Origin of the sequence: Pseudomonas sp. PDM30 (genome assembly GCF_019218985.1) — a bacterium.
Lineage (GTDB): Bacteria > Pseudomonadota > Gammaproteobacteria > Pseudomonadales > Pseudomonadaceae > Aquipseudomonas > Aquipseudomonas jessenii.
Map to the genome: position 1 here is coordinate 391687 of NZ_JAHUWM010000005.1, position 23027 is coordinate 414713.

A 23027-nucleotide genomic window follows, 5' to 3' on the forward strand; every position below is an offset into this window, starting at 1 on the left:
TTTACCGGCAATTTACCTTCGGCTTACGTAACAGGAGAATTATCCAAGACACTGAAACACAAATGAAAACGGCCTGGACAGGGCCAGGCCGTTAAACATTGTAAAGCCCGGCTTATTTCAGAACAGCAAGTGCCGCGTCATAGTTCGGCTCGTCAGCGATTTCGCCAACCAGTTCGCTGTGCAGCACGTTGTCGTTTTCGTCCAGAACCACGACGGCACGAGCGGTCAAGCCTTTGAGCGGGCCGTCGGCGATGGCCACGCCGTAGTTCTGGATGAACTCGGCACCACGCAGGGTCGACAGGTTCTGTACGTTTTCCAGGCCTTCGGCACCGCAGAAACGGGCCTGGGCGAACGGCAGGTCAGCGGAGATGCACAGCACGACAGTGTTGTCGACGCTGCTGGCCTTGGCGTTGAACTGGCGCACGGAGGTGGCGCAGGTCGGGGTATCAACGCTTGGGAAGATGTTCAGCACTTTGCGCTTGCCGGCAAAGTCCTTCAGGGTGACGTCGGACAGATTGCCGGCAACCAGGGAAAAGGCTGGCGCCTTGGAACCGGCTTGTGGCAGTTGGCCGTTGACTTGAACCGGGTTGCCTTTGAGAGTGACTTGAGCCATGAACGGAGTCCTTCTGAACGTTGTGGTGGAGAATTTTGACGAGGCCGAAGTTAACCACGAAATTGTCCGACGACCTATGGTCAAACATAAATTGTCATGTATCAGAGCACAAAACTGGATACAACCCACAATCCTGTGGGAGCGGTGCTACTTGAGTAACTGCAGCATATTGCGATGTCGCGCCTCGAAAATCCTCCGCATGTAGCCATTGACCAGCAACCACTCCAATGGCGCCCCCCCCATCGCCGAATACGTCACCCGGTCGGTATATAGCGTACCGCCCTCTCCCGCCTCGACCCGATGTTCATGACGAAAGGCACGCATCGGTCCCTTTAGCATCTCGTCGATGAAATGCATTTCACCGACTTCACGGATCACCACCGTCCAGTCCGACGGAATCACATTGAACATCCAGTGGCGAAAGCGGAATTGCCGCCCGGCTTCAATCCGCAAGTTGTTCAGATCGATATCGCCCAGCGGGGTAATGCGTTCGGGAAAAATCCTTGGGAAATTGACGCCTTCCAGGCAGAAATCGAGGACCTGTTCGGGCGTGCGACCTGGGATGAGTGTGGTGAGTTCCAGAATTGGCATACAGGAAACATTCCTTTGATCGCTGGACAGGCGCGCCAGAAATACGGTGTAGCGAAATGGCGGTCGAAATGAAACCTGCCAAAGTGTCTGCTACGACAATTTTTTTGAGGGGCTGTCGATTTGCAACGCAGCCATTCGACTATTAAGCGAGTCACTCAATTACAACGGAGACATCACCATGCGATTTATGATCATCATCAAGGCCAGCCAGGATTCCGAAGCCGGCGTGATGCCCAGCCAGGAACTGCTGACCGCCATGGGTAACTACAACGAAGAACTGGTCAAGGCCGGCATCATGCTCGCGGGCGAAGGCCTGCACCCGAGCAGCAAAGGCGCTCGTATAAAGTTTTCAGGTGACAAACGCACGGTGATCGACGGCCCCTTCATCGAAACCAAGGAACTGATTGCCGGTTTCTGGTTGTGGAAAGTGAAGTCCAAGGAAGAAGCCATCGAATGGGTCAAGCGCTGCCCCAACCCGATGCCGGGCACCGAGGCCGAGATCGAGATTCGCCAGGTGTTTGAAGCGGAAGATTTTGGTGCAGAGTTCACACCGGAACTGCGCGAGCAGGAACAGCGGGTTTGGGAACAGGCGAAAAAGAACTGAGGTTGACTGAACCGGCTATTGCTTGAGTTTCGTGTGGGAGCGAGCAGGCTCGCTCCTGCATCGGCTAGATAGTTACTTAACTTGTTTGGGCAAACGCTTGATCCGTATTAACTTTTTAGTACACGAAATTCACGAGAAACCGCCCACAAAACGAAAGAATTAATCCTTCCTACTGGTTAACCCGCGGTTAACTGCTAAGTTCATCTGACGAGTCCTACAGGCTTGATCGGAAAGGGATCACGCAGTTACGGCCAGATTCAGGGGCCGTCTGCCCAATCAGCCACCAGGGAACGGGGGGATTAATGTCTAAGAATTTGCGGAAGTACGCCTTTGTATGGGTGACTTCATTCGCACCTGCTTTTTGTGCTCACGCGGATAACGCCGAGACCGCCAACAAAAGCAACAACCCGCTGAACCTGGCACCCGGTATAAACCTGCAGGATTACTACACACCCAAGCTGTTCGATACCAACGCTCACACCAATGATGCGCTGCTGCGCGGCGCCCTTCCGATGGCAGCCAATGACGTCATAGGCGTCCCGCAGTTGCTGCGCGTCACGCTCCCCGTCAGCACCCGACCCGATCCGCACAACGGCTACAGCACCGGCATCGGCGACCTGAACGTATTCGACATTTTCCTGCTCAAGACCAAAGGCGTGCAGCTGGGCATCGGCCCGCAAATCACTGCGCCAACCGCCGAGCAGGATGAACTGGGGTGGTCCGTTCTACGGGATTTTGCGTTTGTATCTGCCAAAACCGGAAGTCACCAACGGCCAATGGCACATGCCGTTGCTGACTCCTGTCACCCCAAAACAATAAACGGAGTCAGGCATGTTCAGGCCTCTCGTAGTGCGCCCCTTGTTGGCGCTGTGCATGGTCAGCGGTAGTCCATTGGTACTGGCGGCCGAGGGTGGTGTCGGTCGCCCCATCACCGGGCAGCAAGTGTTTTCCAACGCAGGGGTCGTGCCCCCGGAGCCGGGTTGGGTCATGTCCCTGACCAGCATCTGGTACGACGGCGAACTCAAGGGCAGCGCTCAAGTGCCGATCGTGGGTGCCATCAGTACCGGGCTGGACATGAAGGTTTCCTACACCATGGCCAACTTCACCCATGTCTGGGACACCGGCAAAGGTCCCTGGAACTATGCCTCGGCCATAGGCGTGCCAGTGCAGTACACCGACATCACCGCCAACGTGACCGGCCCCCGTGGCCGTACCCTGGGCACCTCGGACACCGGCACCCAGTTCGCCGACATGCTGGTGACCCCGATTGCGGCCGGCTACCACTTCGACGAACTCAACCACATCTCGTTCTCGCTACCGATCTACGTGCCGACAGGCGCCTACAACGTCGATCGCCTGGCCAACCCCGGGCAGAACAATTACACCTTCATGCCTACCGTGGCGTTCACCCACCTGGATGGCAAGGGCGGCGAATTCACCCTGTCGAGCGGCCTGGAGTTCTACACCGAGAACGACGCCACGGATTATCGCAACGGCAACATTTTCACCCTCGATGCACTGTGGACCCATGGATTCGGCAACGGCTGGAACGCCGGCATGGTGGCAGGCTATATCCAGCAGGTCACCGATGACTCCGGATCCGGCGCAACCAGTGGCTTTCGCGGGCGCTCCGTCGGCGCTGGCCCGACAGTGGGCTGGACCGGCAAGTTCGCCGACGCCCAGGCCAATATCAGTGCTCGCTGGGTCCCGGAGTTCGATACCAAGAACCGACCTGAAGGCAATGGTTTCAGCGTCAACATGACCCTGGCGTTTTTCTAGGAGACCCCATGACCGCACTCAACGACCTCAATGCCCTGCAAGCCAGCATCGCCGAAGCCGTGCTCGGCCAGGATCAGGTCATTCGACAAATCCTTGTGGGCCTGCTGGCCAACGGTCACCTGCTGCTGGAAAGCCTGCCCGGCCTGGCCAAGACCCGTACGGTGAAAGCATTGGCCACACACCTGGACGCGAAGATGAGTCGCATCCAGTTCACCCCGGATTTGCTGCCGTCGGACATCACCGGCGCCGAGGTGCTGCATCAGGTCGAAGGCAAGAACGAAATCCGCTTCCAGCCCGGCCCGCTGTTCGGCAACCTGATTCTCGCCGACGAAATCAACCGTGCGCCGGCCAAGGTCCAGGCGGCGTTGCTCGAAGCCATGGAAGAACGCCAGATCACCGTGGCCGGCAACAGCCATGTGCTGCCGGAACTGTTCATTGTGGTAGCGACTCAGAACCCGATCGAACAGGAAGGCACGTACCCGCTGCCGGAAGCACAGATGGACCGCTTCCTGATGAAGGTGTTGCTCGATTACCCGAGCGCGGAAAACGAAAGCCAGGTGCTGCGTCTGCTGCGCGAAGAAGAACAGGCCCTCGGCGCCAGGACCGCTGCGGTGCAGGGATTCTCGTTGTCTCAGGACGTGGTGTTCGCCGCGCGCCGTGAAGTCAGCGCCGTGCACGTCTCCCCGGCCATCGACCGCTACCTGATCGACCTGATCAACGCCACTCGCCACCCGGCCGATTACGACGCCGACCTCGGGCGCTGGATCAGCATCGGCGCCAGCCCTCGCGGCGGCATCGGTCTGGACCGCTGCGCCCGGGCGGACGCCTGGTTGCAGGGCCAGGATTTCGTTTCGCCGGACAACGTCCGCGCCGTGGTGCACCCGGTGCTGCGCCATCGTCTGCAACTGAGCTACGACGCAGTGGCCGATGGCGTGAGCGCCGATCAGGTGCTCGACCGTCTGCTCGATAAAGTGGCGATTCCTGCGTGAACACCGACGGCCTGGTGTATGTCTCTCTGGCGCAGTTGATGGCCCTGGAGTTCAAGGCCCGTGACCTGAGTTTTCTGGCGCGTCAGCCCCAGGGCAGCATCCTGGCCGGCAACCACGCTTCGCGTTTGCGTGGCCGGGGCCTGAACTTCGATGAACTGCGGCGCTATCAGCCGGGGGACGATTTGCGTCACCTCGACTGGCGCGCATCCCTGCGCACCGGCAAACCGGTGGTACGGACATTCACCGAAGAGCGCGACCGCCCGGCGCTGATCCTCGTCGACCAGCGCATGTCGATGTTCTTTGGTTCGCAACGCAGCTTCAAATCCGCGGTCGCCGCCGAGCTCGGTGCCCTGGCGGCGTGGATGGTGTTCAACGCCGGCGACCGCGTCGGTGGACTGGTCTTCAACGATCAACGCATCGACAGCATCGCCCCGCTGCGCAGCCGCAAACGGATCGAAGCGCTGTGCAGCCGCATCGCCCAGCAGAACCAGGCGCTCAATGCCGCCAACCCGGACGCCGAGGGCGAAGACCGGCTCGACAAGGTCCTGCAGCATTGCCTGGCCGTGGCCGGTCACGATCACCTGATCTGCATCGTCAGCGACTTCGCCGGGGCCGGCGAACGCACCTTGCAACTGATGCGGCAACTGGCGGCGCACAACGATGTAATTGCCATGCAGGTGTATGACCCGCTGGCGCTTAACCTGCCGAAAAATGGCCGCGTGCTGGTCACCCAAGGGCAATTGCAGGTGGAGCTGGCGGTGGATCGGCAACAGGTGCACCAGCCGCTTGGGGACTTTCTCAGCGGGCGGCTCAAGGATGTCGCGACTTTGCTGCGCCGCAGCCAGGTGCCACTGATGATGTTCAGCACCGCAACAGAAGCCCACGAACAACTGCGCGCCGAACTGGGCAAGCTTACCGGAGGGCGCCGATGAACCCCGCTATCCCGAGCATCGACCAGCTCAAGGAAATGGCGCTGCCGGCGCCGGTCAGTTATGCACCGCAAACCTGGGGGTGGTGGGCGTTGCTGGCGTTGTTGATCGTTACGTTGGTGGTGACCGGCGCGCGGCGCTACCGGCAATGGCGGCGCGATCGCTATCGGCGCGAGGCGTTGGTGCGGCTGGAGGAATTGCAGCAGCGCAGCAATGACCTGAATGCGTTGCGCGAGCTTCCTGAGTTGCTCAAGCGCGTGGCCCTCTCGATGCCCTCCGCAAAACCTGTGGGAGCGAGCTTGCTCGCGATGGCGTCCGGTCAGTCACCACCACCTTTGAATGTAACGGTCTCATCGCGAGCAAGCTCGCTCCCACAGGACTCTCCAGCGGGGTTGGGGAAAGAGGACTGGCAGGCATTTTTGCAGCGGCACAGTAAACAGCCGCTACCCGTCGACTTCAGCCAACAACTGTCGCTGCTGGCCTACGCCCCCGACGCAACATTGCGGGACATGCCCAATGAACAGCGCCAACAGCTGTTCAGCACCTGCAAAACCTGGGTGGAGCGTCATCATGTGGCAGCTTGATTACCCCTGGCTGCTGATCCTGCTGCCGCTGCCGTGGTTCGGCTATCGCTACCTGTCCGACTACCGCGAAGCGCGCAGCGCCGTGCGTGTACCGTTTTTCGGGGCGATGAGCCGCGCCGTCGGCCAGGCACCGAGCCAGGCCGGCACCCGCAGCAACGGCTGGCAATTGCTCCTGAATCTGCTGGTCTGGACGCTGCTGCTGGTGGCGGCGAGTCGGCCTGTGTTGGTGGAAAAGCCCATCGAGCGCCAGCAGCCGGTGCGGGACCTGATGCTGGCCATCGACATTTCCCAGTCGATGGAAACCACCGATTTCACCGACGCCAACGGCCAGAAAATCAATCGCCTGGCCGCAGTCAAGGAAGTGGTGCACGGGTTCATCGACAAACGTAAAGACGATCGAATCGGACTGATCGTGTTCGGCACAGGTGCCTATCCGCAGGCACCGCTGACCCTCGACCACGCCAGCCTGTCGCTACTTCTGGACGACACCGGCATCGGCATGGCCGGCCCCAACACCGCCATCGGCGACGCCATCGGCCTGAGCCTGAAACTGCTGGCCCAGGCCCACGAGCAGGAAAAAGTGCTGATCCTGCTCACTGATGGAAATGACACCAGCAGCGCCATCACCCCGGATCACGCGGCCGCCATGGCCGCGGCCAAAGGCGTAGTGATTCACACCATCGGCATCGGCGACCCGACTGCCGAGGGCGAAGCCAGGGTCAACCTGCAAGGCTTGCAGGACATTGCCCAAGCCACGGGCGGGCGTTTCTTCCGCGCCGAAGACCGCAACGCCCTGGATCAGGTCTACAGCACTCTGGACAAACTCACCCCGCATCAGGTGAAAACCCTCAGCCACCAGCCCAAACGCGATCTGTTCTGGTGGCCGCTGGGCGCTGCCATTGCCCTGCTGGCGCTTTATCACCTGGGCGCCCTGCTGCTTCCACGGCTGATGCTCGCCCGTCAACGGCAGGAAGCCTGACATGGACATCAACCTCAGCGACTTCCATTTCCTGCGCCCACTGTGGCTGTTGCTCGCGGTGTTCGGCGCATTGCTGCCATTGCTGTGGCGGCGCAACCAGGACCTGCAACGGCGTTTGCGCAGCAACATCGCGGCGCACCTGCTGCCGCATCTGCTGATCACCCCGCAGGATCGGCAACGCCTGCGTCCCGTGCACCTGGTATGTGCGCAGCTGGTACTGGGCGCCATCGCCGCCGCCGGGCCGACCTGGGAGCAGGATCGGCCGGACTTTCTGGAAAACCGTGCGCCGCTGATCATTGCCATCGACCTGTCGCCCACCATGGACGCCAGCGACGTTCCACCCAGTCGCCTGGAAGCGGTCAAGCACAAGCTCCACGACTTGATCCAGCGCCGCGCCGGTTCGCGCAATGCCTTGATTGCCTACGCCGGCAGCGCGCATCTGGTGTTGCCCGCCACCGACGACCCGGCGCTGCTCGATACGTTCATTCAGGCCCTGAGCACCGACCTGATCAGCAAACCGGGGAAAAATGTCAGCGCGGTCATCGATCAGGCCAAGCGCCTGCTCGCCGCCGAGAAAACGCCCGGCACCCTGCTGTTGATCACCAATGGCGCCGACACCTCGGCACTGGCCGGGCTGGACAAGCAACTGGCAGACAGTGCGCTGCAAGTGCTGATATTGGCGGCCGGCAGCAGCGACGGCGGGATCATCCGCGATGCCAGCGGCCAGCCACGCACCGACAGCGACGGTCGCCCGCAACTCGGCAGCTTCGATCAGGACGCCCTCAAGCAGCTTGCCTCAACGCTGGACGCCCCGCTGGGCAGCCTGACCCTCAACGATGACGATCTGGACTGGATCGAACTGCACGCCGAGCAGCACTTCCAGGCAGCCAGTGACGAGCAGCGCGAATTGCACTGGAAAGACGCCGGTTACTGGCTGTGCTGGCCGCTGTTGTTGCTCGCCTTCTTCAGCGTACGCAGGGGCTGGAGCCTGAACTGGATGGCTGCACTACTGCTGGCGGTGGGCTTGGGCCTGCAACCGGCGCCGGCACAGGCCAACGCGCTGACCGATGCCTTTTTCACCCGCGACCAGCAAGGTCGCTGGGCCTTCGAACATGAGCACTACCCTCAGGCGGCGGCGCTATTTGTCGATCCGTACTGGAAAGGCGTGGCCGCCTACAACGCCGCCGATTTCGATCTGGCACTGGCCAGCTTCGCTCGGCTCGATACACCGCAGGCGTATTTCTACCTGGGCAACATCTACGTGCGCCGGTTCAAGTTCGATCAGGCCATCGCGTCCTATACCCAGGCGCTGAAATTGCAACCGCAGTTCCCGGAAGCCACGGCCAACCTGGCCCTGGCCATTGCCTTGCAGAAAGACACCGAAAGCGCCGAGAAAAACACGCCAGAGGTCAAACCCGACGAAATCAAGATGGACAAGGCGCCGGGTAAAGGCCAAAGCAAAAAGGTGGAAACCCAGCAAGCGGCCTCGGATGAGCAATGGTTGCAGAATCTCACCACATCTCCGGCGAAATTCCTCAAGCAGAAATTCAGCTTGCAGGATCAGGCGGGGGTCAAGCCATGATCAGCCTCAAAAACCGCGTCGCCGCCATCGCGGGCAAGCCCGCTCCCACATTTGATCCAAGCACCCCACAAATCCACTGTAGGAGCGAGCCTGCTCGCGATGGCGCCAGATCAATCACCACAACACTCTGCGCCCTGCTCATTAGCCTGATCAGCCTCAACACATTCGCCGCCGACCCTCAGTTGAAAGTCCAAGCCACCCTGCAAGCCGCCGACCCCGTCATGGTCGGCAGCCTGGTCAAGTTGCAACTCGATGTCTTCACCGACTCCTGGTTCACCAGCGCCCCCACCCTGCCCGACCTGAAACTGCCCGGCGCATTGGTGATGCCACCGGACGGCCATGCCCAGCACATCAACCAGACCTTCGACGGCCAGTCCTTCAGCGGCATGCGCTACAGCTACCTGATCACCCCGAACCTGGCCCAAGGCTTTGACATTCCGGCACTGACGGTACAAGCCACACCGGGTCAGGCCAGCCACGAACTCAGCGCCCAAAGCCAGCCTTTGCATTTCAATGCCGCGCAACCACCGGGGTTCCAGCCCGGTGAGACAGTGCTGGTGGCTCAAGGGCTGCGGTTTACCCAGAAGACCGTCAATTCGGCCACGCCGCTGAAGGTCGGCGACAGCATCACCCGGGAACTGACCTTGCAGGCCGACGGTGCCCTGGCCATGTCACTGCCGACACCGACGCAGGATGTCATCAAGGGCCTGAGCCGCTACCCGAAAGCACCGCAGATCCGCAATCTGGATGACGGTCGCGGCAACTTCAATGGCGGCCAGCGCATCGACAGCGTGACTTATCGAATCGACACCGAAGGCCACTACAGCCTGCCATCCGTCGAAATCAAATGGTGGGATGCCAGCAGCCAGCAAACCCGCACGGCCACGGTGCCTGCCGTGACCTTCGACGCGGTGGCCAACAGCGCCTACAAGCCGGTGTTTTCCATTACCGAAGACCTGAAAAAACTCGGCCAGCAGAATCGCCTGCACCTTTCAGGGCACTGGTTCGGACTATTGACACTGGTGTTGGCGGTAATGGCACTCGGCTGGTTCAGTCGCCCGCTCGTACACCGCACGCACCTCAAGTGGCAAGCCCGACGCCGCGCCCGACATGCCGCCTGGCTGGAGTCCGCCGACTACGCGTGGCGGCAGATCCCGCCGCAGATCGAAGGCAAACCGGTGCAACTCAGCGCCCTGTACCTGTGGACCCGACGCAGCCGCCAGGGCCTGAAACTGACCGGCCTCGGCCCACGCCTGCAAACCTTCCTGCGCGCCTGTTATGGCCGCGAACCGGACAAAGACCAGGCGCTGCGCCAAATCAGGGAATCCTTGTCTACGCTGCATAGTCAGGCCGAGCGTAACAGGGAATCAGTCGCACCTGCCCTGCGCCCACTCAACCCGGTTCACGAGAAGGAATTCCCATGACAAATCCGATGACGTTGCGCCACCCGGGCTTCAAGTTTTTGCTGACCCTGGCCTTGAGCCTGCCGCTGCTGGTGCAGGCAGCCGAGCCACTGCCCTCCTGGAACGACGGTCCGTCGAAAAAACAGATCATCGAGTTCGTGCAGACGGTCACCGATCAAAACAACAAGGACTTCGTCAAACCCGAGGACCGCATTGCCGTGTTCGACAACGACGGCACCTTGTGGAGCGAGCAACCGATGTACTTCGAGTTGCTGTTCGCCCTGGAAGAAGTCAAACGCACCGCGCCGCAACACCCGGAATGGAAAACCACCCAGCCGTTCCAGGCCGTGCTGGAAAACGATCACAAGGCACTGGCCGCCACCGGCATGGAGGGCCTGCTGAAGATCTTCGGTGCGACCCACACCGGCATGACCACCGAAGCGTTCGATGACTATGCCAAGACCTGGCTGAGTCAGGCCAGGCACCCGAAAACCGGCAAGCCGTACACCGAAATGATCTTCCAGCCGATGCTGGAGATGCTCGACTACCTGCGCGGCAAAGACTTCAAGACCTACATCGTCTCCGGTGGCGACACCGGGTTCATGAGAGCCTTCGCCGAGAAGGTCTATGGGGTACCGCCCGAGCAGGTTATCGGCACGACCTTCGTTACCAGCTTTGAATACAAGGATGGCAAGGCGTCGATCCTGCGCACGCCGAAACTGGCCCACAACGACGATGGCCCGGGCAAACCGGAAAGCATCGACGCGGTGATCGGTCGTCGGCCAATCCTCGCCTTCGGCAACTCCGACGGCGACCTGCAAATGCTCCAGTGGACCGCCGACGGTCCCGGCAAACGATTCATGGGCCTGGTGCATCACACCGACGCCAAACGCGAATGGGCATACGACCGGCAGTCGCAGATCGGTCGTCTGGACAAGGCCCTGGACGAAGCAAACAAGCGTGGCTGGACGGTCGTCGACATGGCGTCCGAATGGCGTCGTATCTACCCGTTCGATGCCGCCACTTCCGAGCAAGTGCAATAAAAAGACGTTACGCAGGACCGCAATAAACGTTTGTCGCAGCACGCGACGCAAGTGAGCATAAGGAGCCAGTCAGATGACTCGCATACGTAAGTGGATACCGAAACTCGCCCTGGTGGCGACTACGGTCATGGCGTTTTCGGCAACCGCCGGGGCCGCTGAGAAACCCAACATTCTCGTGATCTTCGGCGACGATATTGGCCAGACCAACATCAGCGCCTACTCCATGGGCGTGGTCGGCTACAAGACTCCGAACATCGACCGGATTGCCAAAGAAGGCATGATGTTCACCGACTACTATGCGGAGAACAGCTGCACCGCCGGCCGGTCGACATTCATCACCGGACAGTCGGCGCTACGTACCGGGCTGTCGAAAGTCGGGATGCCGGGTGCCCCTGTCGGCCTGCAAAAACGCGACATCACCATCGCCCAGGCCCTCAAGTCCCAAGGCTACGCCACCGGTCAGTTTGGCAAGAACCACCTGGGCGACAAAGATGAATACCTGCCGACCAACCACGGATTCGACGAATTCTTCGGCAACCTGTATCACCTCAACGCCGAAGAAGAACCCGAGCGTCCGTACTGGCCCAAGGACGACCCCGCGTTCGTCAAGGCCTACTCGCCGCGCGGCGTGATCCACAGCTTCGCCGATGGCAAGATCGAAGACACCGGCCCGCTGAACACCAAGCGCATGGAAACCATCGACGACGAAACCACCGCCGCCGCGCAGGCGTTCATCGAGAAACAGGCCAAGGCGGACAAGCCGTTCTTCGTCTGGATGAACACCACTCGCATGCACTTGTTCACTCACGTGCGTGAATCGATGAAGGGCCAGAGCGGCATGCCCGGCAACGATTATGCCGATGGCATGATCGAGCACGACGGCGACGTCGGCAAACTGCTGAAAACCCTCGATGACCTGAAAATCACCGACAACACCATCGTCGTCTACACCACCGACAACGGCCCGAACCAGTTCTCCTGGCCGGACGCGGCAACCACGCCGTTCCGTAACGAGAAGAACTCCAACTGGGAAGGTGCGTACCGCGTTCCGGCGATGGTCCGCTGGCCAGGCAAGATCAAGCCGGGCGAAGTGTCCAACGAGATGTTCTCGGGCATGGACTGGTTCCCGACCTTGCTGGCCGCCGCTGGCGATGCCGACGTGAAAACCAAGCTGCTCAAGGGTTGGGCACCGACTTCCGGCGGCACCAACTTCAAGGTGCATCTGGACGGTTACAACCAACTGCCCTACCTGACCGGCCAGGCGCCCAAAGGTGAGCGCAAGGAGTTTTACTACTTCAACGATGACGGCGTGCTGGTGTCGATGCGCTTCGACAACTGGAAAGCCGTGTTCTGCGAACAGCGCGCACCGGGCGGCTTCAAGGTCTGGAGCGAACCGTTCGTATGCTTGCGCGTACCGAAGATCTTCAACCTGCGCATGGACCCCTATGAACGTGCCGACGTGGTTTCCGACCAGTATTACGACTGGCAAACCAAGAACGTCTACCTGGCGGCTGTAGCCGTCGAAAAATCGGCAACGTTCCTGCAGACCTTCATCGAGTATCCACCCAGCCAGAGACCGGCCAGCTTCAGCATCGACCAGATCCGTGCTGCGGTAGACGCCAAGATCGCTGAAAAAATGAAAGCTGCACAGTAAGACCGCTGGACCGCCGCTCGCCTTCATTGGCGAGCGGTACTGTTTCCGAGTTGGGACCGTATTGGCCCCAATCGCGGGCAAGCCCGCTCCCACATGGATTTTGTCGTACCGAAGATCCAGTGTGGGAGCGGGCTTGCCCAAGATGGGGCCCGTACAGTCGCAGTTTTCTTGAATTGCAAAGGCAATCCGCAATGACCTCACGTGTCGCCAGCAAATCGTCGGCCGTACCTGCCCCGCAAGTCGCCTCCCCGGCGCTGTTGATCCCCGCCCTGCTGCTGTTTGTCTCCGGCGCCGCGGCGCTGGTGTATCAGGTGCTGTGGATCAAGCAGTTGTCGTTGGTCGTAGGCGTCGAGGTCTATGCCATCACCACCGGGATCAGCGCGTTCTTTGCCGGGCTGGCCCTGGGTGGCTTGCTGTTCGGGCGCTGGGCGGACCGGATGCAGCAGCCGGTTGTACTGTACGCCGGGCTGGAAGTGCTGGTGGCCGTGCTCGGTGTCGCTGCGACCTTTGCCATGAGCCTGGCGGCCAGCCCGTTTGCCTGGCTGGAGGCACACGTGGGCTTGCTGGCCTGGGTGCTTCCGTTCGCGCTGGTGGGTATTCCCGCCCTGTTGATGGGCGGCACCCTGCCGGTGCTGGTTCGCTCCCTGGCCACTGACCCGCAACACCTGGGCAAGGCCGGCGGGCAGCTGTATGCGGCGAACACCGCCGGGGCCATCGCCGGCACCCTGCTCGCCGCGTTCGTGCTGATTGCCACCCTCGGTGTGCGCGGCAGCGCGCTGGCCGCCGCCATGCTGAACTTGCTGGCCGCCGCTGGGGCCTTGTGGTTCCAGCGCCAGCGCGTGGTACCCGTCGATGCCCCGGTGAAACATCACACTGAAAAAGCCCCCGACCGCCTGGCCCTGTGGCTGTACTCCATTGCCGGTGGCGTAGCCCTGGGCTACGAAGTGGTGTGGTCGCAATCGATCGTGCAATTCATGAGCACCCGCACCTACGCCTTTGCCGTGGTGCTGGCGACTTACCTCACCGGCCTGTTCCTGGGCAGCATGCTGCTGGCCCGTCGGGTCGATCGCCTGCGCGATCCCTGGGGGGTGTTCGGCGTGCTGATTGCCGCAGCCGGCGCGATTGCCTTGCTGGAAGTGGCGTTGCTCGGACGCTGGCTGGTGCTCGCCCAGACCCTGGCCGAATCCTGGGTATTGTCATTGGGCGGCAGTGAACTGGCTGGCATGAGCACGCGGTTTGCGGTGGCTGCCTTGAGCATCGTGTTTGTGCCGACCCTGTTGCTGGGAGCTGCGTTCCCCTTGGCCCTGCGCTTGAGCGTCGGCGGCGAACAGGTGGGGCGCCATGTCGGCGAAGTCGTCGCGTTCAATACCCTTGGCGGGATTGTCGGCGTGATGCTCTGCGGCTTTGTCCTGATCCCGATGCTGGGTCTGGTACGGACCCTGGGCCTGCTGGCGCTGATTGCCGCCGGTATCGCGTACCTCGCCGTGCGCAAGGGCCATGGTGTGAAGAAAGGCCGGCGTCAGGCGGTGGTTGCCATTGGCCTGGTGTCCCTGGCGCTCGCCGTGTTCACGCCGGTCAGCAAGCTCGCCAGCCTGCTGCCGGGCGCGCGCAATGGCACGCTGACGTTCTATGAAGAAGGCCGTGGCGGCACCGTCGCGGTGGTAACCCAGGGCAAGGGAGAAAGGGCATTCCAGCGTTTGTACATTCAGGGCGTATCCAATACCGGTGACGCCATGCCGTCCCTGCGCTACATGCGGATCCAGGCGCTGCTGCCCCTGCTGATCCACAACGGTGAGCCGCGCTCGGCACTGGTGATCGGGTTCGGTACCGGCATCACCGCGGGCGCCCTGACCCGCTATCCCGGCCTGGAACATCGCGTGGTTGCCGAACTGCTGCCTTCGGTGGTCAAGGCAGCCCCCTTGTTCAAGGGTAATTTCAACGCCGCAGCCGATCCGGGGGTCGATGTGCGCTTGCGTGACGGTCGCCAGGAACTGCTGCGCAATCCGCAACGCTACGACCTGATCACTCTCGAGCCGCCACCGCCCTCCGCTGCCGGCGTGGTCAACCTGTATTCCCGGGACTTCTATCAATTGGCCGCCAGCCGTTTGCACAACCAGGGCCTGGTCGCCCAATGGCTGCCGCTGCCGACGCAGAACATCGACGACTCGCGCTCTCTGGTGCGCAGCTTCCTCGACGTGTTCCCGTACGCGACCCTGTGGACCAGCGAGTTCCACGAGATGCTGCTGGTGGGTTCGATGGAGCCGATTGAACTGGATGCGGCAAAGATCAACGCGCGCTTCCAGCAGGACAGCGTTCGCAGCACCTTGCAGGATGTCGGCGTCGGTTCGGCCGCAGCATTGCTCGCGACATGGGTGACTGATCGTGAGGGGCTTGAACGCTTCGCTGGCGATGCGCAACCGGTGACGGACGATCAACCGCGCATCGAGTACGCACCCTGGGTTCGCTCGAAAGAGATCAGCCGCGTGTTGCCCGCCCTGCTCGCCCTGCACCAGCCGCCAGCCGTGTTGAACGCCGACACCGGGTTCATCGAGCGCATGAACACCCAGCAACAACGCCTGATGCAGTTCTATCGGGCGAGCCTGCATGCGTACGATGGAAACCGTGACGCTTGGGCCAGGGATATGCGCGAGGTGATGCGTGGGGATTCGGGGAATCCGTATTACCGGTGGTTTGTCGGGGAGTGACGTGGCGCCTGACAGATCGCCTTCGCGGGCAAGCCCGCTCCCACAGGTTCGGTGTCGATCACAACATTTGTGCACGACACAAGACCTGTGGGAGCGAGCTTGCTCGCGATGGGGGCATCAGCTTCACAACATCCGCCATTTGACACACGCCGGTCATCCGGCAAAGCTGCATCGAGCGTCATCGCGCGCCGCAAGGCAATCGCACCTGGACCATGGAAGTCGTAATGCCGAAACATAAAAATAAAGCTGCAACCCTAAACCCTGATTCGCAACCGACCCTGATCAACCGTTATCTGTTCCCTGTCACCATCGGCATCCTGCTGCTGGCTGTGGCGGGTATTGGCTGGTTTTTGCTGGGCAGTACACCAACGCCGCTCAAACCAGTCCCCGTCAGCGCGCCTGCCGTGCAACCGGCCAAACCGCAACCGGTCGCTGTCAAGCCTGCGAAAATGGTCGATGAGCAACAATGCCAAGGCTGCCACGGCGAGCAGGTCAAGGACTGGCAAGGCTCCCATCACCAACTGGCGATGCAGCAAGCCAACGCGGACACCCTGCTCGGCGACTTCAACAACGTCACCTTCAAGGCCGAAAAAGAGACCACGGTGTTCTCGCGCAAAGGCGACGAATTCTGGGTCAACACGCCGGGTATCGATGGCAAGAATGCCGATTTCAAAGTCGCCTACACCTTTGGCATCGCCCCCTTGCAGCAATACCTGATCGAGGTCGGCGAAGGCCGGCTCCAGGCCCTCGGCGTGGCCTGGGATACCGAGAAGCAGCGCTGGTTTCACCTCTATCCGGGTCAGGGCGTGACCTTCAAGAACCCGTTGCACTGGAGCAAGCCGAGCCAGAACGCCAACTTCATGTGCGTCGAGTGCCACACCACCGGTTACAAGCGCAATTTCGATGCGGCGAAAAACACCTTCGACAGTCACTGGAACAGCCTCGGTGTCGGCTGCCAGGCCTGCCATGGCCCGGCGTCCAATCACCTGGATTGGACCGCGAAGAAAACCGACCTGATCCACGTAGGCTTTGCCGTCGACCTCAAGGACAAGAACGCCACCGTCGAAATCGAAACCTGCGCCCGCTGCCACTCTCGCCGCGCGCCCCTGGACGATGGCTACACGGTCGGCGAACGGCTGATGGACGACTACCTGCCGAGCGTCCTGACCCCCGAGTTGTACGCGCTGGACGGCAAGATCAAGGACGAAGTGTTCGAGCACGGCTCCTTTGCCCAGAGCAAAATGTTCGACAAGGGCGTGCGTTGCAGCAACTGCCACAACCCCCACAGTACACAGTTGAAGGCACCCGACAACGGCGTTTGCCTGCAATGCCACAACACCGCCGGCAAAACCACCGTGGAGGGCGTCGACGGCAAGGGCCTGCAAGCGAAAAACTACGATTCCATCGAACACACTCGCCACACCATGGGCCAGCCGGGTTCGCAGTGCGTGGATTGCCACATGCCCGGCAAGTTCTACATGGGCAACGACTTGCGGCATGACCACAGCTTCAGCATTCCCAATCCTGAGCGAGCAAAGAAACTCGGTACGCCTGACGCCTGCCTGACCTGCCACAAAGGCAAGGCCGGCGACAAGGTCACCGAGCAGTTCAAGCTGTGGAACACCGCCAATGCCAGCACGGTACAAGCCCCTCGCTACGACGACAGCCTGTGGCTGATTCGCAACGGCCAGCCCGGCGCCGCGCAGGCGTTGTTCGAGCAACTGCAACGCAGCAACCTGCCGGCGATTCAGCGCGCGACGCTGCTGGCCGAACTGCCGGCGTACCCGAGCGAACAGGCGTTGAAACTGGCTACCAGGGATCTGGACAACCCGGCGCCACAAGTCCGTGAGAGCGCGGTGCGGGCGGTCAGCGCCTTCCTGCCGCCAGCGGAGCGCGCGCCATTGCTGACGCCGTTGCTGAGCGACCCGGTGCGGGCTGTACGCATCGCCGTCGCCCGGGACCTGCTCAGCGTGGCACGCAATGGCTTGGGCAGCGCCCAGGACGCCTGGAATGCCGCCATTGCCGAGTACGAAGCGGTGCAAAAGAGTCTGGCCGAACGTGCCGAGGCCAACCTGAACCTGGCCATGCTCTATCAGGCCGATGGCCGCAGCGCAGAAGTCGAAGCTTTGCTGCGTACCGCCCTGCAGCGCGATCCGGACTTCTACCCGGCGCTGGTCACCCTGGTGCAATGGCTGGAGGCCAACGGTCGCAGTCAGGAAGCCCATGCCCTGCTGGCGCAAAGCCTCAAGGACCACCCCGACTCTGGCCTGCTGCAACACACTCAGGGCCTGGCGCTGATTCGTGCGGGCCAGGCCGCTCAAGCCATGCCGTACCTGCGCAAGGCCGCGCAACTGGATCCCCAGAGCGGGCAGTTCGGCTATGTGCTGGCAGTGGCCCTGCATGACAGCGGCAAGATTGACCAGGCGTGCGCCGAACTGGAACGGCTGTTGAAGGTGCAGCCGGCCAATCGCAATGCCCGGTTGTCGTTGATCCAGTATTACCTGGACAACGGCCAGGAGCCCAAGGCGCAAGTGCTGTTGCAGGGCTGGAAGAAAATGAACATGGGGGATCCGGCGTTGAAGTGATCGGGGCTGAATCGGACGCCCCTTCATGGGCAACACTGTGGGAGCAGGATTGCCCATGAAGACGGCCGTGCGAGCAACGCCCATCCCAGGCATGTCCCTCCTCGTTTGCCCTGTCTCGGTCAGCAAACAATGCGAACCCTTTAGATTTTTAATGATATCACTACGCCACTAGTGATAAGGTTCACGGCGCTTGAAAAACCTCCCCCCATTACATTTCGAGGCGACATGAAGCACGCCTCGGAAAATGACGGCAATGACCGGTCGCAAGGATCAACCATGGAAGCTCTCCGCAAGCTGCTCACCGTTTCAGCCCTGACCACAGCACTCCTGACTTCGGGCTGTGCAAGCATCGTCGGTGACAGCAAATACCCGGTGAACGTATCGAGCACGCCTAGCGGCGCCAACTTCACCATTACCAACAAAGCCGGTGTCGTCGTACATAACGGCTCCACGCCCAACACCGTGACACTGCCTTCCGGTCGTGGCTACTTCAAGGGTGAGGCCTACACCATCACCTTCAAGAAAGAAGGTTATGCCGATGCCAGTACCACTCTGGATACCAGCATGAGCGGCTGGTACTGGGGCAACATCCTGTTTGGCGGGTTGATCGGCATGCTTGTAATCGATCCACTGACCGGTGCTATGTACAAACTTCCCGAAGACGCCGCGGGTAACCTCGGCAGTCCGTTGGCCGGTGAAGCAGCAAAAAACCTGACACTGCTGGAAATCGATCAGCTGTCGCCAAGCGAGCGCGCGACGCTGGTGCGCATCAACTGACAGCACCAGGCGCATTCTGCCGTTCGGGATGCGCCCTTTTGCTGGTGATCTAGCCCCGTCGACGAAACAACGGCCGCGGCTCAATCACCGAACGCCCGTACAACACGCTCATCCCCGCCAATCCCTTCAATGCATCTTCTGCGGATTTGTCTTCACGCACGGCAAAGCTGTCGAAACCGCATTGGCGCATGTGGCTGAGTTGATCGCGCAAGACATCGCCGATGGCGCGCAACTCGCCGGCCCAACCCAATCGCGCACGCAGCAGATACGCCTGGCTGTACCCGCGGCCATCGCGAAAGCTCGGAAAATCCAGGGCGATCAAGGGCAGTTGGGTAAACCATGGCTGAAGGCTTTCCACTTCATCGTCCGGCCCCAGCCACACGCCGTTTTGCGACGGGTTTTCCAGCCAACGGCTCAGCGGCAGAATCGTTGCACCCACGGGCAGCGGTGCTTGCGGGTCGCGCACGAGCTTCCATGGATCATCCGCGACAATCCGCGCCACGCCCTCTTCCAGCCGCAACAGATTGTTCATGCCGACACCTCCAGCACTTTCGCATAGACAGCCTCCTTGAACGGCTCTAGCCCGATCCGTTGGAAGGCGTCGACGAACAGTTCTTCGCTCTCGCGATAACGCACGAAGGTGTCGATGATGCGCTCGATCACCTCGGGCACTTCGGCGGAGCTGAAGGACGGGCCAATGACCTTGCCCAACGCACTGTTCTTGCCCTGGGCGCCGCCGAGGGTGATCTGGTACCACTCGGTGCCGTTCTTATCGACCCCCAGAATGCCGATGTTGCCGATGTGATGGTGACCGCAGGCATTCATGCAGCCGGAAATATTGAGGCTGATATCGCCCAGGTCGTGCAGGTAGTCGAGGTCTTCGAAGCGTGCGGCAATAGCCTTGGCGATGGGGATCGACTTGGCGTTGGCCAGCGCGCAGAAGTCGCCACCGGGGCAGGCGATGATGTCGGTGAGCAATCCGGCGTTGGCGCTGCCCAGATTGTGTCCGCAGGCCAGGCGCCACAGGGTGAACAGATCGGCCTTGGACACGTCCGGAAGGACGATATTCTGCTCATGGGCAATGCGGATTTCACCGAAGCCAAAGCGCTCGGACCACTCGGCCACCGCCTCCATCTGTTCGGTAGTGACATCGCCCGGTGGCGCAGCGCTGCCGGGCTTGGTCGACAACACCACGCTGGCATAGCCCGATATTTTGTGCGGCTGCACGTTACGCTGCACCCAGCGAGCGAACGCCGGGTTTTCGGCCAGGTGCGTGCCGAAATCGAGATTGGTGTCGGACAGATCACGATAGGGCGGTGCGACGAACGCACTGGCCACCCGCTCGAACTCGTCAAGGGTCAGTTGCGCCGGGCCGTCCTTGAGGAACTGCCACTCTTCTTCCACTTCCCGGGCGAAGGCCTCGATGCCCAGGGCTTTGACCAGAATCTTGATTCGCGCCTTGTACTTGTTGTCCCGCCGGCCATGGCGGTTATACACCCGCAGCACCGCCTCTACGTAAGACAGCAGGTGCTGCCACGGCAAGCCTTCGCGGATCTGCACGCCGAGGATCGGCGTGCGTCCCAGACCGCCGCCCACCATGACTCGCAGGAGCATGTGCCCTTCGGGGCCTGGGTAAAGATAAAGGCCGATGTCATGCATCATGATCGCCGCGCGGTCCTGCTCGGCCGAGCAGATGGCGATCTTGAACTTGCGCGGCAGGAACAGGAATTCCGGGTTGATTGTCGACCACTGGCGCAGAATTTCCGCCAACGGTCGCGGGTCAATCATTTCGTCGGCCGCAACCCCGGCAAAGGCTTCGGTGGTGATGTTGCGCACACAGTTGCCGGAGGTCTGGATCGCATGCATTTCCACCTCGGCCAGGCGTTCGAGGATCGAAGGCACCTGGGCCAGTTCGATCCAGTTGAACTGCATGTTCTGCCGGGTGGTGAAATGGCCGTAACCGCGATCGTAATCCCTGGCGATGCTCGCCAACGTACGCATCTGCCGGGCACTCAGCGTGCCGTAGGGAATCGCCACCCGCAGCATGTAGGCGTGCTTTTGCATGTACAGGCCGTTCTGCAGGCGCAATGGCAGGAACTCTTCTTCGTTCAGCTCACCGGCCAGAAAGCGCTCGACCTGATCACGAAACTGCGCAACTCGTTCGAGCACCAATGCCCGGTCGTAGTCGTCGTACTGATACATCTGGCTACCTCATCAGAATTAGGCACAGAACCCTGTAGGAGCGAGCTTGCTCGCGATGGAGTCAAAGGCGACGCGTTTATCCAGGAGGTTCGCGTTTTCGTTGACGTCCATCGCGAGCAAGCTCGCTCCTACAGGGGGCGCAAGTCGGGCTCTGCGGCTCGTTTCGAGGTAATGACTATGAGCTTGCGGCGCAGTACGTTACAGATTCACTTGAACTCTAAAAAACCGTATCAGATCACGGTGGACCGCCGCAGGAGTAGCGAAAAATCTGATCCGCACAAATGAATTTTCCATGAGCCTGTTTTGTTTTTACCGGTGTTTTTACAGTGCACGGCATTGCAACCGAGGAAGCATTGACCATGAGCACAACAACCATCGGACAGGCCTATAACTACAAGGTCGTCCGCCAATTCATCGTCGCGACCGTAATCTGGGGCATCGTGGGGATGGCGATGGGCGTGTGGATCGCCTCGCAACTGGTGTGGCCGCAGATGAACCTGGACCTGCCGTGGACCACCTTCGGCCGCTTGCGCCCGCTGCACACCAGCCTGGTGATTTTCGGTTTCGCCGGCAGCGCGCAATTCGCCGCCAGCTATTACGCGGTGCAACGTACCTGCCAGGTGCGGCTGTTCTCGGACACACTCGCTGCCTTCACGTTCTGGGGCTGGCAGTCGGTGATTGTGGTGATGCTGATCACCCTGCCGCTGGGCTACACCACCACCAAGGAATACGCCGAAATCGAATTCACCGGCGCGGTGTGGATGACCGTGGTCTGGGTTGCGTACGCCGTGGTGTTCTTCACTACCGTAGTGCAACGCAAGACCAGACACATCTACGTCGGCAACTGGTTTTTCGGTGCATTCATCGTGGTCATCGCCATGCTGCACGTGGTCAATCACCTGTCGATTCCAGTCGACTGGTTCAAGTCCTATCCGGTGTATTCCGGGGCTACCGACGCCATGGTGCAATGGTGGTACGGGCACAGCGCCGTGGGCTTTTTCCTGACCACCGGTTTCCTGGGGATGATGTATTACTTCGTGCCGAAACAGGCGGGCCGGCCGGTGTATTCCTATCGCCTGTCGATTGTGCACTTCTGGGCGCTGATCACCCTGTACATCTGGGCCGGCCCGCACCACTTGCACTACACCGCGCTGCCGGACTGGGCGCAGTCGCTGGGCATGGCCATGTCGCTGATCCTGCTGGCGCCGAGTTGGGGCGGAATGATCAACGGCATGATGACCCTGTCCGGTGCCTGGCATAAGTTGCGCACCGACCCGATCCTGCGTTTCCTGGTGTTGTCCCTGGCGTTCTACGGCATGTCGACCTTCGAGGGGCCGATGATGGCGATCAAGACCGTCAACGCCCTCTCCCACTATACCGACTGGACCATCGGCCACGTGCACGCCGGGGCGCTGGGCTGGGTGGCGATGATTACGTTCGGTGCGACCTATCACATGGTGCCGAAGGTATTCGGGCGCGATCAGATGCACAGCACGCCGCTGATCAACCTGCACTTTTGGCTGGCGACCATCGGCACCGTGCTGTACATCGCCTCGATGTGGGTCAACGGCATCACCCAGGGCCTGATGTGGCGCGCGATCAACGATGACGGCACGCTGACCTACTCCTTCGTCGAAGCCTTGCAGGCAAGCCATCCGGGATTCGTCGTGCGCTTTGCCGGCGGGGTGTTCTTCCTCAGCGGCATGCTGCTGATGGCCTACAACGTGTGGCGCACGGTGCGGGTAACGGACGTGGCGATGGCCGAACGCGAGGCGCGGTTTGCCTGATGATTGAAGTCATATTGAACATTCTGGGTGTGGCATTTTTGTGGTTCGCCGTCGAGTATTGTCTGCGCCACCAGACCGCCGAGAGCCTGGACGATGCAAGCCTGATCCCGTTTGCGGATGACCCGGAAGTGGCGCGGCGGGTGGAATTGGCGACCGGAAAAACCGTTAGAACACTGCCGCCGCAAGAGGCGAACCCGGATTGGGAAACCCTCGATATCTGA

General features: G+C 61.0%; 19 protein-coding genes and 1 pseudogene. 16 read left to right on the forward strand and 4 right to left on the reverse strand.

What is annotated here, in order from left to right:
- Positions 1-112: 112 nt before the first annotated feature.
- Both tpx and KW840_RS15160 read right to left on the reverse strand, forming a co-directional pair.
- Positions 113-613 (reverse strand): thiol peroxidase, encoded by a 501-nt coding sequence (gene tpx, locus KW840_RS15155; RefSeq protein ID WP_057714973.1) that lies wholly within the window; start codon positions 611-613, stop codon positions 113-115.
- A 147-nt stretch (positions 614-760) separates the two neighbouring features.
- Positions 761-1204, reverse strand: coding sequence for a hypothetical protein (locus KW840_RS15160; protein WP_057714974.1), 444 nt, complete (start codon positions 1202-1204; stop codon positions 761-763).
- Positions 1205-1382: 178 nt separating this feature from the next.
- Here KW840_RS15160 and KW840_RS15165 point away from each other — a divergent pair, with 178 nt between their 5' ends.
- The 14 genes and pseudogenes from KW840_RS15165 to KW840_RS15230 all read left to right on the forward strand — a co-directional run bounded on the left by KW840_RS15165 (position 1383) and on the right by KW840_RS15230 (position 18817).
- Entirely contained in the window at positions 1383-1808 is a 426-nt protein-coding gene (locus KW840_RS15165) for a YciI family protein (protein ID WP_057714975.1), read from the forward strand.
- A 302-nt stretch (positions 1809-2110) separates the two neighbouring features.
- Positions 2111-2524, forward strand: a pseudogene (locus KW840_RS15170) (hypothetical protein); the annotation flags it as partial.
- A 115-nt stretch (positions 2525-2639) separates the two neighbouring features.
- On the forward strand, positions 2640-3587 hold the full coding sequence (locus KW840_RS15175; RefSeq protein WP_218496006.1) for a transporter: 948 nt from the start codon (positions 2640-2642) through the stop codon (positions 3585-3587).
- Between the two features lie 8 nt (positions 3588-3595).
- Entirely contained in the window at positions 3596-4576 is a 981-nt protein-coding gene (locus KW840_RS15180; RefSeq protein ID WP_218496007.1) for a MoxR family ATPase, read from the forward strand.
- Entirely contained in the window at positions 4573-5508 is a 936-nt protein-coding gene (locus KW840_RS15185) for a DUF58 domain-containing protein (RefSeq protein ID WP_057714978.1), read from the forward strand. The genes KW840_RS15180 and KW840_RS15185 overlap by 4 nt, the downstream gene beginning before the upstream one ends.
- Positions 5505-6089, forward strand: a complete 585-nt coding sequence (locus KW840_RS15190) for a DUF4381 domain-containing protein (protein ID WP_218496008.1) — start codon at positions 5505-5507, stop codon at positions 6087-6089. Before KW840_RS15185 ends, KW840_RS15190 begins: the two co-directional genes overlap by 4 nt.
- Positions 6076-7068, forward strand: coding sequence for a VWA domain-containing protein (locus KW840_RS15195; RefSeq protein WP_154860080.1), 993 nt, complete (start codon positions 6076-6078; stop codon positions 7066-7068). Before KW840_RS15190 ends, KW840_RS15195 begins: the two co-directional genes overlap by 14 nt.
- A gap of 1 nt (position 7069) precedes the next feature.
- Entirely contained in the window at positions 7070-8650 is a 1581-nt protein-coding gene (locus KW840_RS15200) for a VWA domain-containing protein (RefSeq protein WP_218496010.1), read from the forward strand.
- Positions 8647-10074 (forward strand): BatD family protein, encoded by a 1428-nt coding sequence (locus KW840_RS15205; protein WP_218496011.1) that lies wholly within the window; start codon positions 8647-8649, stop codon positions 10072-10074. Before KW840_RS15200 ends, KW840_RS15205 begins: the two co-directional genes overlap by 4 nt.
- Entirely contained in the window at positions 10071-11096 is a 1026-nt protein-coding gene (locus KW840_RS15210) for an HAD family phosphatase (RefSeq protein ID WP_218496012.1), read from the forward strand. The genes KW840_RS15205 and KW840_RS15210 overlap by 4 nt, the downstream gene beginning before the upstream one ends.
- A gap of 73 nt (positions 11097-11169) precedes the next feature.
- On the forward strand, positions 11170-12750 hold the full coding sequence (locus KW840_RS15215; protein ID WP_057714984.1) for an arylsulfatase: 1581 nt from the start codon (positions 11170-11172) through the stop codon (positions 12748-12750).
- A 191-nt stretch (positions 12751-12941) separates the two neighbouring features.
- On the forward strand, positions 12942-15455 hold the full coding sequence (locus KW840_RS15220) for a fused MFS/spermidine synthase (protein WP_218496013.1): 2514 nt from the start codon (positions 12942-12944) through the stop codon (positions 15453-15455).
- A 224-nt stretch (positions 15456-15679) separates the two neighbouring features.
- Positions 15680-18040 carry a tetratricopeptide repeat protein gene (locus KW840_RS15225; protein WP_218496014.1) on the forward strand — a complete coding sequence of 787 codons (2361 nt, stop codon included), beginning with the start codon at positions 15680-15682 and terminating at the stop codon, positions 18038-18040.
- 276 nt (positions 18041-18316) lie between these two features.
- The gene (locus KW840_RS15230) at positions 18317-18817 is read left to right on the forward strand and encodes a hypothetical protein (protein ID WP_218496015.1); all 501 of its coding nucleotides are present in this window, start codon (positions 18317-18319) and stop codon (positions 18815-18817) included.
- Positions 18818-18866: 49 nt separating this feature from the next.
- Here KW840_RS15230 and KW840_RS15235 read toward each other — a convergent pair whose 3' ends face one another.
- The gene (locus tag KW840_RS15235) at positions 18867-19349 is read right to left on the reverse strand and encodes a DUF934 domain-containing protein (protein ID WP_218496016.1); all 483 of its coding nucleotides are present in this window, start codon (positions 19347-19349) and stop codon (positions 18867-18869) included.
- Complete coding sequence (locus tag KW840_RS15240) at positions 19346-21019, reverse strand: nitrite/sulfite reductase (RefSeq protein WP_218496018.1); 1674 nt, start codon at positions 21017-21019, stop codon at positions 19346-19348. Before KW840_RS15240 ends, KW840_RS15235 begins: the two co-directional genes overlap by 4 nt.
- Positions 21020-21378: 359 nt before the next feature.
- On the opposite strand from KW840_RS15240, the gene ccoN reads away from it, so the two are divergent.
- Both ccoN and KW840_RS15250 read left to right on the forward strand, forming a co-directional pair.
- Positions 21379-22806 (forward strand): cytochrome-c oxidase, cbb3-type subunit I, encoded by a 1428-nt coding sequence (gene ccoN / locus KW840_RS15245; protein WP_218496020.1) that lies wholly within the window; start codon positions 21379-21381, stop codon positions 22804-22806.
- Positions 22806-23027: a cbb3-type cytochrome c oxidase subunit 3 gene (locus tag KW840_RS15250; protein WP_150813829.1), complete on the forward strand. Its 222-nt coding sequence runs from the start codon at positions 22806-22808 to the stop codon at positions 23025-23027. The genes ccoN and KW840_RS15250 overlap by 1 nt, the downstream gene beginning before the upstream one ends.